The sequence below is a fragment of the Streptomyces sp. NPDC019531 genome (genome assembly GCF_044903305.1).
Classification (GTDB): domain Bacteria; phylum Actinomycetota; class Actinomycetes; order Streptomycetales; family Streptomycetaceae; genus Streptomyces.
In genome coordinates, this window is sequence record NZ_JBJDQL010000040.1 from 1 (window position 1) to 15,349 (window position 15,349).

Annotated in this window: 8 protein-coding genes; 3 read left to right on the forward strand and 5 right to left on the reverse strand. The window is 72.3% G+C overall.

Features of this window, described 5'->3' with window-relative positions:
* Positions 1-358 precede the first annotated feature (358 nt).
* A complete protein-coding gene (locus ACI2L1_RS34025) occupies positions 359-907 on the reverse strand; it encodes a MarR family winged helix-turn-helix transcriptional regulator (protein ID WP_404743278.1) in 549 nt (182 codons plus the stop codon).
* Between the two features lie 122 nt (positions 908-1,029).
* Here ACI2L1_RS34025 and ACI2L1_RS34030 point away from each other — a divergent pair, with 122 nt between their 5' ends.
* Complete coding sequence (locus ACI2L1_RS34030) at positions 1,030-2,298, forward strand: MFS transporter (protein ID WP_404743341.1); 1,269 nt, start codon at positions 1,030-1,032, stop codon at positions 2,296-2,298.
* 75 nt (positions 2,299-2,373) lie between these two features.
* On the opposite strand, the gene ACI2L1_RS34035 is transcribed toward ACI2L1_RS34030, so the two are convergent.
* Both ACI2L1_RS34035 and ACI2L1_RS34040 read right to left on the reverse strand, forming a co-directional pair.
* Positions 2,374-4,002, reverse strand: a complete 1,629-nt coding sequence (locus ACI2L1_RS34035; RefSeq protein WP_404743279.1) for a SpoIIE family protein phosphatase — start codon at positions 4,000-4,002, stop codon at positions 2,374-2,376.
* Positions 4,003-4,216: 214 nt separating this feature from the next.
* Positions 4,217-5,602: an NAD(P)/FAD-dependent oxidoreductase gene (locus ACI2L1_RS34040; RefSeq protein WP_404743280.1), complete on the reverse strand. Its 1,386-nt coding sequence runs from the start codon at positions 5,600-5,602 to the stop codon at positions 4,217-4,219.
* Between the two features lie 374 nt (positions 5,603-5,976).
* Here ACI2L1_RS34040 and ACI2L1_RS34045 point away from each other — a divergent pair, with 374 nt between their 5' ends.
* Positions 5,977-6,762, forward strand: coding sequence for a TetR/AcrR family transcriptional regulator (locus ACI2L1_RS34045; protein ID WP_404743281.1), 786 nt, complete (start codon positions 5,977-5,979; stop codon positions 6,760-6,762).
* Positions 6,763-7,022: 260 nt separating this feature from the next.
* Positions 7,023-8,966 carry a sigma-70 family RNA polymerase sigma factor gene (locus ACI2L1_RS34050; RefSeq protein WP_404743282.1) on the forward strand — a complete coding sequence of 648 codons (1,944 nt, stop codon included), beginning with the start codon at positions 7,023-7,025 and terminating at the stop codon, positions 8,964-8,966.
* Here the strand turns inward: ACI2L1_RS34050 and ACI2L1_RS34055 are convergent.
* A complete protein-coding gene (locus ACI2L1_RS34055; protein WP_404743283.1) occupies positions 8,953-12,231 on the reverse strand; it encodes an ATP-binding protein in 3,279 nt (1,092 codons plus the stop codon). The genes ACI2L1_RS34050 and ACI2L1_RS34055 overlap by 14 nt on opposite strands.
* Positions 12,232-12,927: 696 nt before the next feature.
* Positions 12,928-15,024 carry an asparagine synthase-related protein gene (locus ACI2L1_RS34060; RefSeq protein WP_404743284.1) on the reverse strand — a complete coding sequence of 699 codons (2,097 nt, stop codon included), beginning with the start codon at positions 15,022-15,024 and terminating at the stop codon, positions 12,928-12,930.
* Between the last annotated feature and the right edge of the window lie 325 nt (positions 15,025-15,349).

Sequence of the window (15,349 nt, forward strand, 5' to 3'; positions counted from 1 at the left end):
GATTTCCTCGGTGCTTTCCAGGTTCCCGCTTCCGCGTTTCCCTTTCCGGCGGTTCCGACTCTATCAGATCCTTTCGGGCCTGATCCCCGGTCAGCAGGGCTTGTCTTCCCGGCTGTTGGGCCGTTCCGACGTCTCAAACCTTAGCGGATTCTCGCGGCGGCCCCAAATCGAGGGGCCGCACCCAAATCGAATTGAATTCGGGCACACCGAATTCATCCCGGCTGGGAGATCGTTCTGATGGTTTGAGTGGCCGCTCTCGCGGCGGAGGTGCTACCGCAGAACCGTTACGGCCCCGTGGCAACCCGAAGAACTTTACGGATCCAGCAGGGGGCTGTCAACCACCCTCTGTCAAGATCTTTTAATCGAGGTCGCTGAGCCGCCCACCGGCGTCCGGCTGTGCGTGCTCCACCCTACGCAGGAGCCGGGTGAGGACATCCCCGAGGGTGTTGCGCTCCTCCGCGGACAGGTCCTGGAGCAGGTCCTCCTCGAAGACCGTGGCGAGACGCATCGCCTCCAGCCACTTCTCGCGACCCTCGGCGGTGAGTTCCACGATCACGCGGACGCGGTTGGACTCGTCCCGCTCCCGGGTCACCAGACCCTCGGCGAGCATGCGGTCGATCCGGTGGGTCATCGCGGCCGGCGTGAGGCCGAGGCGCTTGGCGAGGTCACTGGGGCCCAGCCGATAGGGGGCGCCGGAGAGGACGAGCGCCTTGAGGACCTCCCACTCGGCGCTGCTGATGCCGAGGGCTGCGGTCTGGCGGCCGTAAGCGACGTTCATGCGGCGGTTCAGTCGGGAGAGCGCCGAGACGATCTTCTCAACCTGGGGGTCTAGGTCCTGGAACTCGCGCTGGTAGGCGGCGATCTGTTCTTCGAGCGTCGGCTCGTTGACGCCAGGGGTCTCGGCCATGGCCGCAGTATGGCACGCACCTCCTTTGCCTTGAAGTCCTTCGATATGTACTCTTTAGCTTCGAACTTTAGCTTTGAAGTCTTCACTCCTAACTAGTGATAGAGGTGAACGTGACCAGGGCGATGGGCGCAGCGATGCGCCGGATCCACGTGGGCAACGCGCTCAGCGCGTTCGGGCTCGGCTTCACCGTCCCCTACCTGTACGTCTATGTGGCGCAGGTGCGGGGCCTTGGAGCCATGACGGCGGGGCTCGTCCTCGCCGTCTTCGCGGTGGCGGCACTGGTGGTGCTGCCGTTCGCCGGGCGGGCCATCGTCCGCCGGGGACCGCTGCCGGTGCTGCTCACCGCCCTCGTCATGGCCGCGATCGGGGCGCTCAGCCTCGGTCTCGCCGGCCGCGCGCCGACCGTGCTGCTGTCGGCGGCGGCACTCGGGGCCGGTTCGGCCGTGATGCAGCCGGCGCTCGCGACGATGATCGTCGACTGCTCCCTCTCGGAGACCCGCTCCCGGGCCTTCGCGACGCAGTTCTTCCTGCAGAACCTCGGGCTCGGCGTCGGCGGTCTCATCGGCGGGCATCTCGTCGACACGTCGAGCGCCGCGTCCTTCACTCTGCTGTTCGCGATCGAGGCGGCGATGTTCCTGCTGCTGGTGTTGGTGATGGCGACCTTGCGCGTGCCGCACGCGCCGCGGATCGAGGGCGCGCCCGCCCGGTCGGACAAGGGCAGCTGGAAGCAGCTGCTCGGCAACCGGGCCATGGTGCAGTTGTGCGTGCTGGGCTTCGTGCTGTTCTTCGCCTGCTACGGACAGTTCGAGTCGGGCCTGAGCGCGTACGGCGTCGAGGCCGCCGGTATCTCCACCTCCGCGCTGGGCACGGCCCTGGCCGCCAACACCGCGATGATCGTTGTCGCTCAGTTCGCCGTGCTGAGGTTTGTCGAGCGGCGGAAGCGGTCCCGCGTGATCGCCCTGGTCGGTCTCATCTGGGCCGCGGCATGGGTCACCGCGGGCTGTGCCGGGCTCGGACACGGCAGCCGGGAAATGGCCACGGCCGCGTTCGTGTCGACGTACGCCTTGTTCGGACTGGGCGAGGCGATGCTGTCGCCGACCGTGACCCCCCTGGTCGCCGATCTGGCGCCGGAGGGGATGGCCGGCCAGTACAACTCGGCCTTCGCCCTGGTGAAGCAGCTGGCCCTGGCGGTCGGCCCGGCGGTGGGCGGCCCGATGGGAGCCTCCCTGCACACGCCGTACATCGTGACGTTCCTGCTGTTCTCGCTGGGGATCACGTACCTGGCCCTACGACTGGGCAGGCAGCTGACCCCTGTACAGAACCAGCCGTCGCTGAGGAAGAGCCGGGTGGTGGCACAGGGCGGAGCAACGGCGAAGTCCCTGGCCGCCTAGCTGCGCCTCCCCAGGGGCGCGGGGAACTGCGTGACCAGCCACAACGGACCCGCACCCGGCAGCGATCCGCAGGCGCTACCCCTTGGGCAACACGAACTCGCACCAGACCGCCTTCCCGCCCCCCGGCGTCCGCCGCGACCCCCAGTTCGACGCGATGGTCGCCACGATGGCGATCCCCCGACCGGACTCGTCCCCCGGCTCCGCCCGCCGACGCCGGGGCAGATGGTCGTCCCCGTCCGTCACCTCGACGATCAGACGCCGGTCGGTACGGCGGAGCCGCAGCCGCATCGGCGGCGTCCCGTGCTGAAGGGAGTTGGCGACCAGTTCGCTCACCGCCAGCACGCCCAGGTCATGCAGCTCGACCGGGAACCGCCAACTGGTCAGCACGCCGGAGGCGAAGGCACGCGCGCGGGGAGCCGCCTCGACGCCGCCCAGCAGTTCCAGCGCGGCGTTGCGGAAGAGCTCCCCGTCGGGGCCCGTGTGGGCAGGGTGCTGAAGGACCATGACGGCGACGTCGTCGTCGTGTTCCGCGGTGACGCCGGCCGAGCGGACCAGGCGATCGCAGATCACCTGAGGGGTGCCGGTCGCGCCGGCCAGGGCGCGTTCCAGCGCCGCGATGCCCTCGTCCAGGTCTTCGTTACGGCGTTCGACCAGGCCGTCCGTGTACAGCACGGCCGTGGAACCCGGGCCGAGGGGGATGGTGCCCGAGGAGTGCATCCAGCCGCCGGTGCCCAGCGGCGGGCCGGTGGGTTCGTCGGCGCGCAGGACGACGCCGCTCTCGTCGCGGACCAGGATGGGCAGATGGCCGGCCGAGGCGTAGACCAGCCGGCCCTCGTTCGGGTCGTGGACGGCGTACACACAGGTGGCGATCTGGTTGGCGTCGATCTCGGTCGCCAGGCCGTCGAGGAGTTGCAGGACCTCGTGCGGAGGCAGGTCGAGGCGGGCGTACGCCCTGACCGCCGTGCGCAGTTGACCCATGACCGCTGCCGCGCGCACCCCGCGGCCCATGACGTCGCCGATGACCAGAGCCGTGCGGCCGCCGCCGAGGGTGATGACGTCGTACCAGTCGCCGCCGACCGCGGCCTCGGTGCCGCCGGGGTGGTAGGTGGCGGCGATGCGCAGGTCGTCGGGTTCTTCGAGCTCCTGGGGTAGCAGGGAGCGCTGGAGGGTGACGGCGGTCTCGCGCTGGCGGCGCTCGCTGGCTCTGAGGCGTTCGGCGGCCTCGGCGTGGTCGGTGACGTCGGTCGCGAAGACGAGAACTCCGCCGTCGCCTTCAGTGACCGGGGTGCAGGTGAAGGTGTAGGAGCGGCCGTCGGGGGCCTTGCGGGACTTGACCGTGCGCGGTTTGCCGCTGCGCAGGACCTGGTCGAGGAGCGGGAGTAGGCCGATCTCGTCGAGCTCGGGGAGGGCTTCGCGGGCCGGTGCGCCGGGCGAGCGCAGGCCGAAGGCCACCACATAGGCGTCGTTGACGTAGGCGAGACGGTGGTCGGGGCCGTGGACGAGGGCGACGAGGGCGGGGACACGGTCGAGGACCTCGCGGACCGGGAGTTCGTCGACGGCGGGGACCGGCACGGTCAGTTGTTCGGCGCGGGCCGCTGGGACGGCGCCCTCGCTCAGGCGGTCCTCGGTGACCAGGTCGTCGGTCCGCGCTGCGGCGCGGCGCTGCGTTCCGGGGAGGCGGGCGCTCCAGCGCGTGAAGTTCACGAATCCTTGCCTCGTGTCGTCGTCTTCGTCGTCTTCGTCGTCCTCGGCGTCGGGCCGGATCCGGGCCCGGCCGGTGGGCTGGGGACGGCAGCCCGGGGGTGCAGCACGGTGGGAAAACCTCTTGCGTTCGATGGGCGGGCATCAGTGTGACAGGGGGCCGACCTGGTCGACATCCGTCAGACGCCGGGGCGGTCCGTGGAGTTCCTCGGTCCGGTCAGGACGACCCCTTCGGGTCGTTCGCCGGGTCATGAGGAGGCTTTCCACCGGCCGCGAGTTCGAACTCCGCTCGGGGATGTTCGAGCGATCCGAGGGAGACGATCTCCCTCTTGAAGAGCCCCGACAGGGTCCATTCGGCGAGGACGCGGGCCTTGCGGTTGAAGGTGGGCACCCTGCTGAGGTGGTAGACGCGGTGCATGAACCAGGCAGGGTAGCCCTTCAGCTTGCGTCCGTAGACCTGCGCGACACCTTTGTGCAGACCCAGGGAGGCCACCGAACCGACGTACGCGTGCGCGTACGTCTCCAGGGGCTCGCCGCGCAGCGCGTGCGCGATGTTGTCGCCGAGGAGCTTTGCCTGGCGGACGGCGTGCTGGGCGTTGGGGGGCGTCTCCTTGCCGGATTCCTCGGCGGTGACGTCGGGGACGGCGGCGGCGTCTCCGGCCGCCCACGCGTGCGTGACGCCGTCGACGGTGAGCTCGGGGGTGCATTTCAGCCGACCGCGCTCATTGAGCGGAAGATCGGTGGCGGCGAGGAGCGGGCTGGGCTTGACGCCGGCCGTCCACACGACCGTACGCGTGGGAAAGCGGGAGCCGTCGCTGAGGACGGCGACACGGTCCACGCAGGACTCCAGGCGTGTGTTCAGCCGTACGTCGATGTTGCGGCGGCGCAGTTCGCTGACCGTGTAGCGGCCCATCTCCTCGCCGACCTCGGGGAGGATGCGGCCGGTGGCCTCGACGAGGATCCACTTCATGTCCTCGGGGCGGACGTTGTGGTAGTAGCGCGCGGTGTAGCGGGCCATGTCCTCCAGCTCGCCGAGCGCCTCCACGCCCGCGTAGCCGCCGCCGACGAAGACGAAGGTCAGGGCCGCGTCGCGGATCGCGGGGTCGCGGGTGGAGGAGGCGATGTCCATCTGCTCGATGACGTGGTTGCGCAGGCCGATGGCCTCCTCGACCGTCTTGAACCCGATGCCGTGGTCGGCGAGTCCGGGGATCGGCAGGGTGCGCGCGATCGAACCCGGGGCGAGGACGAGTTCGTCGTAGGACAGCTGTTCTCCGCCCGTCCGCTCCTCCTCCTCCTCCGTGGCGAGGGTGGTGAGGGAGGCGGTGCGCTTGGCGTGGTCGATCGCGGTGACCTCGCCCACGACGACACGGCAGCGGTCGAGCACACGGCGCAGCGGTACGACGACATGGCGCGGGGAGATGGATCCGGCCGCCGCTTCGGGGAGGAACGGCTGATAGGTCATGTACGGGTCGGGCGTGACGATCGTGATCTCTGCTTCGCCCCGTTGGAGTTCCCGTTTCAGCTTCCGCTGCAGACGCAGAGCCGTGTACATCCCGACGTAGCCGCCGCCGACAACGAGAATGCGCGCACGTTCCTTCACCATCCCATGACGCACCCGACGCTGGAGTTTGTCCACAGCCTCGACAATTTGTGTGACCGGAGTTCATCGGCGCGCCGGGTTGGCCGAATCGCCGGAGCCTGGCGAAGGTTCGCAGGTCAGTGGGTGTGCGCCGGGTGGTGGTAGGTGGTGCAATCGGCGCTTTTGCCACCCGTACTCCGATCGGGGGGCGCTCCGTGCGGAACCTGCCCCTTCTGAATTGACCCCCACTCAACTATGTTCGTGTGTCGACGGGGTGTAGGGGGATGCGCTCCGGGTCCGCGACGGGCGGACTCGCGAAACGGGCATGTTCCGCACGCTCCGGCTTTCGATGGCGGGGAGAGTCTCCGGGGGGAGACGTCATTACCGGGGGATCATTTATGCACATTAAGGACTCTCATTGGTCTACCGCGTCCGCCATCGCACCCGGTGGCGGGGCGATGGGCGGCGCGATGGGCTCGGCGATGAGCGCGGCGGGCAACGGACGCGGTGACGTGTCCCGTTCGACCCCGCTGCGCGTGGACGCACAGCGCAACCTGGAGCACGTACTGCGCGCGGCGCGCGAGGTCTTCGGCGAGCTGGGGTACGGCGCGCCGATGGAGGACGTGGCGCGGCGCGCCCGGGTCGGTGTCGGCACCGTGTACCGGCGCTTCCCGAGCAAGGACGTCCTGGTCCGGCGGATAGCCGAGGAGGAGACCTCCCGGCTGACCGACCAGGCGCGGGCGGCGCTCGGCCAGGAGGACGAACCGTGGTCGGCGCTGTCGCGCTTCCTGCGCACGTCGGTCGCGTCCGGTGCCGGGCGGCTGCTGCCGCCGCAGGTGCTGCGGGTCGGGGTCGCCGACGAGGGGACCGACGGCTACGACCAGACGCGGGTGCCGCAGCAGCGGACGACACCGGGCTCCGGCGAGCTGCGGCTGGTGCCGGAGGAGGCCCCGATGGTCTCCGCCGACGACGACACAGGGGCGGCGGCGCTGCTGGAGGTCGTGGGGCAGCTCGTGGACCGGGCGCGGGCGGCCGGTGAGCTGCGAACGGACGTGTCGGTGTCGGACGTCCTGCTGGTGATCGCGACCGCGGCGCCCTCGCTGCCGGACGCGGCGCAGCAGGCGGCGGCCTCGGCGCGGCTGCTGGACATCCTGCTGGAAGGTCTGCGGTCGCGGCCTGCGTGACTCGTCAAGGTGAAAGCGGGGTGCGGTCGGCATGCCGACCGCACCCCGGAACATTCCCGGTCATTTTCGGCGGACGGCTCAACTCCCGTTCCTGCCATGACAGTTGAGCATTCCCCGAACGAGTGAGGGCTAGTACCGAACCGCCGGAAAACCCCACGGACGAGTGGATGCGGCGCACTGCGCCCTACTGACTAAAAGTCGATATGGCACTCTGACCCGGTGTTCGGAACTGGTTGGGCCGGCGGCGGGGGCATTCCGCGATGAGCGTTGACGGGCGGAACGAGCCGCTGGGCGAGGGCGACGGGGACGCCGGTGGCACACCACAGGTGCCGGGCCAGGGCGGTCGTGCCGGCATCCCGCAGGGCGGTATCCCGGCCCAGGGCGGCGAACCCGTCGAGGGCAGTGTGCCGGCGCAGCGCGACCGACGCGAGGACGGCAGCGTCCCGCAGCTGCCCCGGGAGATGCCGCCGTCCGACGCCGACCTGATCGAGCGGATGCGTTCCGGCGACGACACGGCCTACGAGGAGCTCTACCGGCGCCACGCGGAGGCGGTGCGCCGTTACGCGCGTACCTGCTGCCGTGATGGTCACACCGCCGAAGACCTCACCGCCGAGGTCTTCGCACGCACGCTGCAGGCCGTGCGCGGCGGCCACGGACCCGAGCACGCCGTACGCGCCTACCTGCTCACCAGCGTCCGCCGCGTCGCAGCCGGCTGGACGAAGTCGGCGAAGCGCGAGCAGCTGGTCGACGACTTCGCGGTGTTCGCCGCGCAGGCCTCGCTCTCGTCCGAGGTCTCCGACGACGACGCACTGGACGTGGGTGCCGACGTTCGCGCGATGCACGAGGCCGAGCAGTCCATGGCCATGCGGGCCTTCCGCTCGCTGCCCGAGCGCTGGCAGGCGGTGCTGTGGCACACCGAGGTCGAGGACGAGTCGCCGAGCGCGGTCGCCACGGTCTTCGGGCTCGACGCCAACGGCACGCGCGTGCTGGCCAGCCGTGCCCGCGAGGGCCTCAAGCAGGCCTATCTGCAGGCCCACGTCAGCACCACCCTCGCCAGCAACGAGGAGTGCGCCCGCTACGCCGACCGGCTCGGCGCCTACGCCCGCGGGGGTCTGCGCACCCGCGCCGAACGAGGGCTGCGCCAGCACCTGGAGGAGTGCGCCAAGTGCCGGCTGGCCGCGGGCCAGATCAAGGAAGTCGCCAACGGAATCCCGGCCGTCGTACCGCTGGCGGTCATCGGCTGGTTCGGGGCCGCCGGGTACGCCAAGGCCATCGGGCTCATCGCCGGCGGCGCGGGGGCGGCCGGTGCCGCGGGTGCGGCCGCCGCGGCGAGCGGGGGCTCCTCGGGCGCGGCGGGTGCCGGCGGCGCCGCGGCCTCGGATGGGCTGGGCGCTCCCGTGAAGGCCGGTATCGCGGCCGGTGTGGTCGCCGTGGCCGCCGCCGCGGTGGCACTCGCGCTGATCGGCGACGACAGCCCGGCCAAGAAACCGGACGCCAAGCCGCCGGCGTCCGCGCCGGTGGTCGAGCCCGCCGAGCCCACTCCCACGCCGAAGACGCCCGAGCCGAAGACGCCCCCGCCGAAGACGCCCCCGGTGGTCGCCGTCGCGGCCGCACCGTCCGTGACACCGACCCCCACCCCGGCCCGGACCCCGAAATCGACCCCGACTCCCACTCCGGCCTCGAAGCCGACCCTGAAGCCGACCCCGCCCCCGAAGCCCACTCCCACTCCCACTCCCACTCACACCCCGGCGCCGACTCCCCCGCCTCCGCCTGCCGTCTACCAGTGGAGCGGGCTGGCCTACGACGTCTCCGGCGACGGCACCGAGCCCGAGATGCGGATCGGCGAGAGCAGTTGGGTGTGGCAGCGCTACGGCGTCTCGATCGCCGACCAGGAGTACGCCCACGGCGTGACCGTGCACGCCCGCTCCTCCGTGACGATCGACCTCAACCGCGAGTGCTCCTCCTACGACACGATGGTCGGCGTCGACGACATGACACTGGGCCTCGGCAAGATGTACTTCTCCGTCTACGCCGACGGGGTCCGGCTGTGGAGGTCCGGGCTGGTCGAGGGCGGCGACCCGGCCGTGCCCGTGCAGGTGAACCTCGCCGGGCGCGAGACCGTACGGCTGGTGGTCGAGCCGCACAGCCCCTTCGACGACCTCATGCTCGCGGACTGGGCGGAGTCGAGGTTCAGGTGTTCATAGCGCGCCGGGCCCGCAGCGCCCCGTCGAGTTCGGCGAGGGCGTCCTGCGGGGTCAGGGCCGCGCCTCGGGCGCGTTCCGCCGCGTACCGCACGGAACCCAGGCCGACGTGGGCGAGGGCCTCCGCGCGCTCCACCGTCACGCGTTCGGGATGGGGGCGTGGGTCACCGCCGCGCCACCGCTCGCCGGCCGCCAGCAGCCGGACCGCGCGCGGGAGGTCGCCGAGGTCGCAGAGCAGGGCCGCCGCGCCGTCCACCAGCGCTGCCACGATCACGTCGGCGCATCGCTTCTCGATCGCCTCGCGGACGGTGTCGGCCAGCAGCGGCAGCCCGTGCTCCGGGCCCGACTCCTCCGCCGTCACCATGGCGTCGACCGAGTTCAGCATCACCGTGAACTGCGGCGGCGGCGATGCCTGGCCGATCTGCTCACGGACCGCTTCCACCAGTTCGCGTGCGCGTGCGGTGTCCTTCTCCTCCAGAGCGATGTGGGCCCGCATCAGACTCACGAACGCCCTGGTCTCCGGGACGCCGTAGCTGTCCCCGGCGGCGCTCGCCTCGTCCAGGGTGGTCAGCGCGGCGGCGCGGTCGCCGGTGCGGTACGCGACCTCGGCGAGCCGGGCGATGAGGAACGGTGTCTCGGCGTACGCGCCCACCTCGTAGGCCAGGCGCAGCGCCTCCTCGTACTCCGGCCTGGCCTCGGCGGGCCGCCCGCGGGCCATGGCCGCCTCGCCGGCCGCGCTGCCGACCTGGGCGCGGAGCCAGCGGTCGCCCACACGGCGGCTGAGGACGCGCAGCTCTTCGAGGTCGTCGTCCACGCCGGCCATGCCGCCCGGGGAGTCGACCATGGTGTGGGTGCGGAACATCAGGGTCACGGCGATGGACCAGTCGTCGCCGTGGGCCCGGCAGTTGGCCAGGGACGCGTCCATGAGGGAGCGGATGTCGACGGGGGGCACCCCCAGTACGAGGTCGGCCATGGGCCAGACGATGCCGGGCAGGCGGGCCGCGTCGGGGCCGCCGCGCTCGAAGTGTGCGCGGATGCGGGTGACGTAGCGGCGGAGCCGGTGGTCCAGCCGACCGGCGATGGGCTCGGTCTCGGCCCTGAGGAAGACGTACAGCATGCGGAGGTTCATGCGGGCGCGGTGTGCGGGGTGGGTGGTCTCCGCGTGCGGGGCGTCGAGGTAGGCGTCGACGGGGTCCTCGGCCTCGCTCAGTGCTCGCGGCGGCTGGGCCGAGCCGGCCCTGTCCAGCGCCACTCCCAGACGCAGCACACGGTCCAGCCAGGCCATGCCCTCGCGGCGGTAGTTGCGCAGCCACCAGAACCAGCCCATGGTCAGGATCAGCGCTGCGGCCTCGGCCTCCTCGCCCGCCCTGATGGCTCGGTCGAGGGCCGCGCGGACGTTGTCGAGTTCGGTCTCCAGGCGGTAGATCCAGGGGAGTTGGGCGGCGGAACGCAGTTGCGGCTCGGCCTCCGCCACGAGGGCGTGCGCCCACGCGCGGTGTCGGCGCTCGGCCGCGGCACGCAGGGCGGGGGACTCGGCGGCGCGCTCGGTGGCGTACTCGTGGATGGTCTCCAGCATGCGGTACCGCATGCCGTCGGAGCCTTCCCGCTCGTACGGGGTGGCCACGATCAGGGACTTGTCCACGAGCGCCCCGAGAAGCTCCGCGGCCGGCCCGGTGCACACCGCCTCCGCCGCCGCCAGCTCCCAGCCGCCCGCGAACACGGACACCTCGCACAGCAGCGTCCGCTCCCGCTCGTCGAGCAGTTCCCACGACCAGTCGACGACCGCGCGCAGGGTCTGCTGGCGGGGCAGGACGGTGCGGCTGCCGGAGGTGAGGAGGCGGAAGCGGTCGTCGAGGCGGTCGGCGATCTGGCGGGGCGTGAGGAGCCGTAGCCGAGCCGCTGCCAGCTCGATGGCAAGGGGCAGTCCGTCGAGGCGCCGGCAGATCTCGGCGACGGCCTCCTGGTCGGCGAGCACGGCGGCCGCGTCGGGGCGGACGGCGGCGGCGCGCTCGGCGAAGAGACGGTGCGCCTGGTCGGGGAGGAGCGGTTCGACGGGGCGCACCGACTCGCCCGGCACGCCCAGGGGTTCACGGCTGGTGGCGAGGACGGTGAGCCCCGGGCAGCGGGTGAGCAGGGTCTCCGCGAGGTGGGCCGCCGCGTCGATCAGATGTTCGCAGTTGTCAAGGATCAGGAGTTGGCTGCGCGGGGCGCAGTACTCGACGAGCAGGGCGAGCGGGTCGTCCTGCGGGGCCGTCAGCTCGGTGGTCATGAGCACGGTCTCGCGCAGACCGAGCGCACTGACCACCGCGCCGGGCACCGCCTCCGGCCGGTCGAGCGGGGCAAGCTCGACCAGCCACGCCTGCGGAAGCCCGGCGGCGGCTTCCTCGGCGAGACGGGTCTTCCCGGATCCGCCCGGTCCGGTGAGGGTGACGAGGCGGGCCCTGTGCAATTCGGAACGGATGGCGTCGAGTTCAGGTTCCCGGCCCACGAAAGAGGTAAGACGAGGACGGATGTTGCCAGCACGTTCGAATTGGGGACGCTTGAGCGGGCTCGGGGCAGAGAGCAGCTCGGCATGCAGGGCCCGCAGTTCCGGACCCGGATCGGTGCCGAGGCCGTCGGCCAGAGCGCGGCGGACGGTCTCGTACGCGGCGAGGGCGTTGGCGCCACGGCCGGTGTCGCGCAGAGCGCGGACGAGCAGAACGTGCAGGGTCTCGTCGTACGGCTGCGCGGCGGTCAGCTCCTGCAGCTCCGGTACGACGTCCTGGGCGCGGCCGAGCAGCAGATCCGCCTCGATCCGGGCCCGCACGGCCTTCAGTCGCAGTGCCTCCGGGCGGATCGCGGCGGTGCGGTCGGGGAGGTCGGCGAGGGCGGGACCGCGCCACAGGGCGAGGGCGGCGGCGAGGTCCCGGGCGGCCACCAGTGCGTCGCCGCGGGCCAGGGCGGCGGTGCCCTGCCCCACGAGGCGATCGAAGACCTGAAGGTCCACGTCGTCCTCGGCGGCCGCCAGCCGGTAGCCGCCCGGGTCGGAGACGACCGCGTCCTTGCCGACGCTACGACGGAGACGGCCGACCAGTGCCTGGAGCGCGGCCGGGGCGTCCTGGGGCGGATCGTCCGCCCAGACCTCGTCGATCAGGGTCTCGGGGGTGGCCGTACGGCCGGCGCGGTGGGCGAGGGCGGCGAGCAGGGCCCGGACGCGGGGGCCGCCGATGGGTATGACGGCACCGTGATCGTCCGCCACCTCGCTCACACCCAGGATTCTGTACCGCACGGGGTCATTGTCACCGGGTTCCTGGGGGGAGCGCTGGCGGATTTCGCGTATGAGGGCGCGCTGGGCTTGGGCCGGGCGCCTATTGACGTGCCTCGCTGCGACGACTGGCGAGTGCGGGTCAGTTGTGGCTGATCGCGCAGTTCCCCGCGGACAGCTAGCGCTGGGCTCGGGCCGGGCGCCTATTGATGTGCCTCGCTGTGACGACTGGCGGCTGCGGCCCGGTGGGGGCTGGTCGCGCAGTTCCCCGCGCCCCTAGGGGGTTGCAGGCGGCCTGCGCCACGACGGACCGCCAACCACCACGCGCGCCACCACGAGCTGTTCCCCATCCCGCGCGCCACGACGGACCGCCAACCACCACGCGCGCCACCACGAGCCGTTCGCCGTCCCGTGCGCCACGACGGGCCGTTCGCCACCCCGCGCGCCACGACGGGCCGTTTGCCGCGTACGGCGCGAAGGGGACGGGGTGGGGGGTGTCCGCCCGCAGCGGCCGGCGTCCGTTATCCAGCACATCTGAGCCAACAGCAACCGCCGGACCGAGGACGGACACCCCCCACCCCGGCCCCGACCCACCCACCAAACCGCACGCGCTACACACGCCCCCACCGGAGCCGCACAGGCCGCCGCAGGCATATAAGGGGCGCGGGGAACTGCGCAAAACGCCCGCCCCCACCCCACCCCCACAGGCCGCCGCAGGCATCACACCCGCCCCCCGCCGGAGGCCCCCGCCCCCAACGCCCCCCGCTGCGGCCGAATCCCCGCCGGCACCGCACGCGCGCGGGCCGGTGTCCCCGTCCAGCACGTACCCCGGCGGGCCAGCAGCCGCCCCAGCCACAGCTCCAGCGAGACCAGGTCCGCGAGCCCGTCCAACGGCAGCGGTTCGCCCTCGGCCGCCGCTCGGAGCGCCTTGCGGACCACCCGAGCCTCCACCAGCCCCGCCTGCGCGAGCAACGGCGTGCCGAACAACGACATCAAGGAGTCCGCCGAGACCCGCAGCCCGGTCCGCGTCGCCGCCGCCGAGGAGGCGTGGGACGGGGCGCCCCAGCCGGGCGGCAGGTCGGTGACACCGGCGCCCTCCAGGACCGTACGGAGGATCTCGGCGCGGGCCCCCGGCCGGACCCGAAGGGCCTCGGGCAGGGCACGGCAGGCGCGCACCACCTGGTTGTCCAGGAACGGCGCATGCAGCCGCTGGGAGCGGATTTCGACGGCCTGCTCCAGGACACGTAGATCGGACGCGTGCCGGGCGAGCGCCGCACGCGCGCGGAAGTCACCGGGATGCTGCCCGGGACCGACCCCGGAGCGGTGCGTGGCGCCCTGGAGGCGAACCGATACTTCAGCGAGCGCCTCCCCCGTCAGCCACCGCGCCGCGGGCCCCGGTCTGGCCCAGGTGAGCGCGGCGAGAGACGCCCCCACCGCACCCCCCGGCTCGTCGAAGCGCTGGTGCATGAGCCGGTCGGCCAGCATCTCCAGACCGACCCGATACGGCGTACGGGCCAGCTTCCGCGCGGCGCCGTACACGCGCGCGGGGACGAGCACGGAGCCGTCCGCCTTGGCCAACGCGGCCACCGGCCGGACCAGATGACGGCGCTTGCGGTCCATCAGCAGGTCCGCGAGGCGCGCCGGATGCGCGTCCAGCACCTGTCGGGCCCCGTACCCCGTGAAGTGGTCTGCGCTCCCCGCGGACAGCCGCGCCCGGTGTCGCGCCGCCGTCACCAGGCACGGCCCCGGCTCGTCCGTCAGCGGGCCGTCCAGTTCGGCGTACGGAAGCGTCTCCTCCCCGCCGGCCACCACCACGTGGTGCAGCCGGGGATTCGCCGCGAGCGTCCCCGCCCGCTCCACCTCGGCCTCCCGCCCGCGCACGGCGAGGTCGTTGAAGGTGACCGCGAGCAGCCGCTCCCCGGCCCCCGTGCCGTGTCCCAGGACCGTGCCCGGCATCCCGGGCAGCCCGGCGGCCAGCAGGGCCAGCGTCCCCGAGGCGGGCCCCCCGGACAGGTCGGCCCCGATCCCCGGCACCGGCATCCCGCGTGCGGCACGCCGTTCGGCGGGCCCCATGCCGGGCACGGGACCGGGATCGATGTCGGGCACATGGCGTGGCGCGGACAGACGCGCGCGTACCGCGTCCACCAGGGCGTCGCGCACGCCGTCGACCGCGCTGTCCGGGTCGGCGGAGGGCGCGGCGACCGCGAGGGAGGCGACCGGTTCGTAGCCGGCGATCTCGCGTGCGCCGTTGCGCAGGATCAGCGCGTGCCCCGGCGGAATGCGCCGTACGCCCTCGTAGGGCGTGGAGTCGTGGAGGGCGGCCGGTACGTCGGGGGCGGCGAGCAGCGCCGCGAGGTGCCCGAAGTCGAGGTTGGCCTCGATGAGGTCGGCGAGGGGCAGGGCGGCGGTCGCATAGGCCGTACCGCCCGCCCAGGGCGTGTAGAACACCGGCCGCGCGCCCGCCAGATCGCCGCACACGGTGATCCGGCGGCCCACCTGGACCACGGCCGTGTAGCCGCCCGGCCAGGCCGTCAGATGCCGAAGTGCCCCTCCACGCGCGGCGAGCAGTCCGACCCGCAGCTGATCGTCGGAGGCGCCGCAGGTGCCGAAGACGGCGATCCGGGTCTGCGCGTCGACCTTCATCACGCGCACCTCGTCGGGACGCCAGTCGCCGACCGCCCACAGCGGATCCGGGTCGCCCCACAGGAGATGCGAACCCACCGGGTGCACGGTCTCGCCGTCGCTTCCGGTGGCCCCCGCGGACCCGATCTCGGGAACACCTGCGGCGGTGTTGCTCCACCCCACCAACCACCGCATCGACGCCTCCACAGGCTGTGGACAACCAGTGCACCGTTGGAACCGGTCACCATGCTGCCATGAAGGACGCGTGCCGGAGTGGCGGTGGAGCCGCTTGGGATGCGGGGAACGCGCCCCTGTGAACACCCGCGTACGCCTGCGAACAGCCGCGCGGGGCAGGGGGCCTGCGACGCGAATGCGCCCCCGAAACGCTCCCCAAAAACACCTAACGCGCCCTCAACTGCCATGGTGAGAGGGCTGATCGCCCGCGAAGACGAGGGTCGGTTTTCGGCCAAATCGGCGGCACCGGAGCAGGCTCAAGCACGCTCCGTACACACTCGGCGCG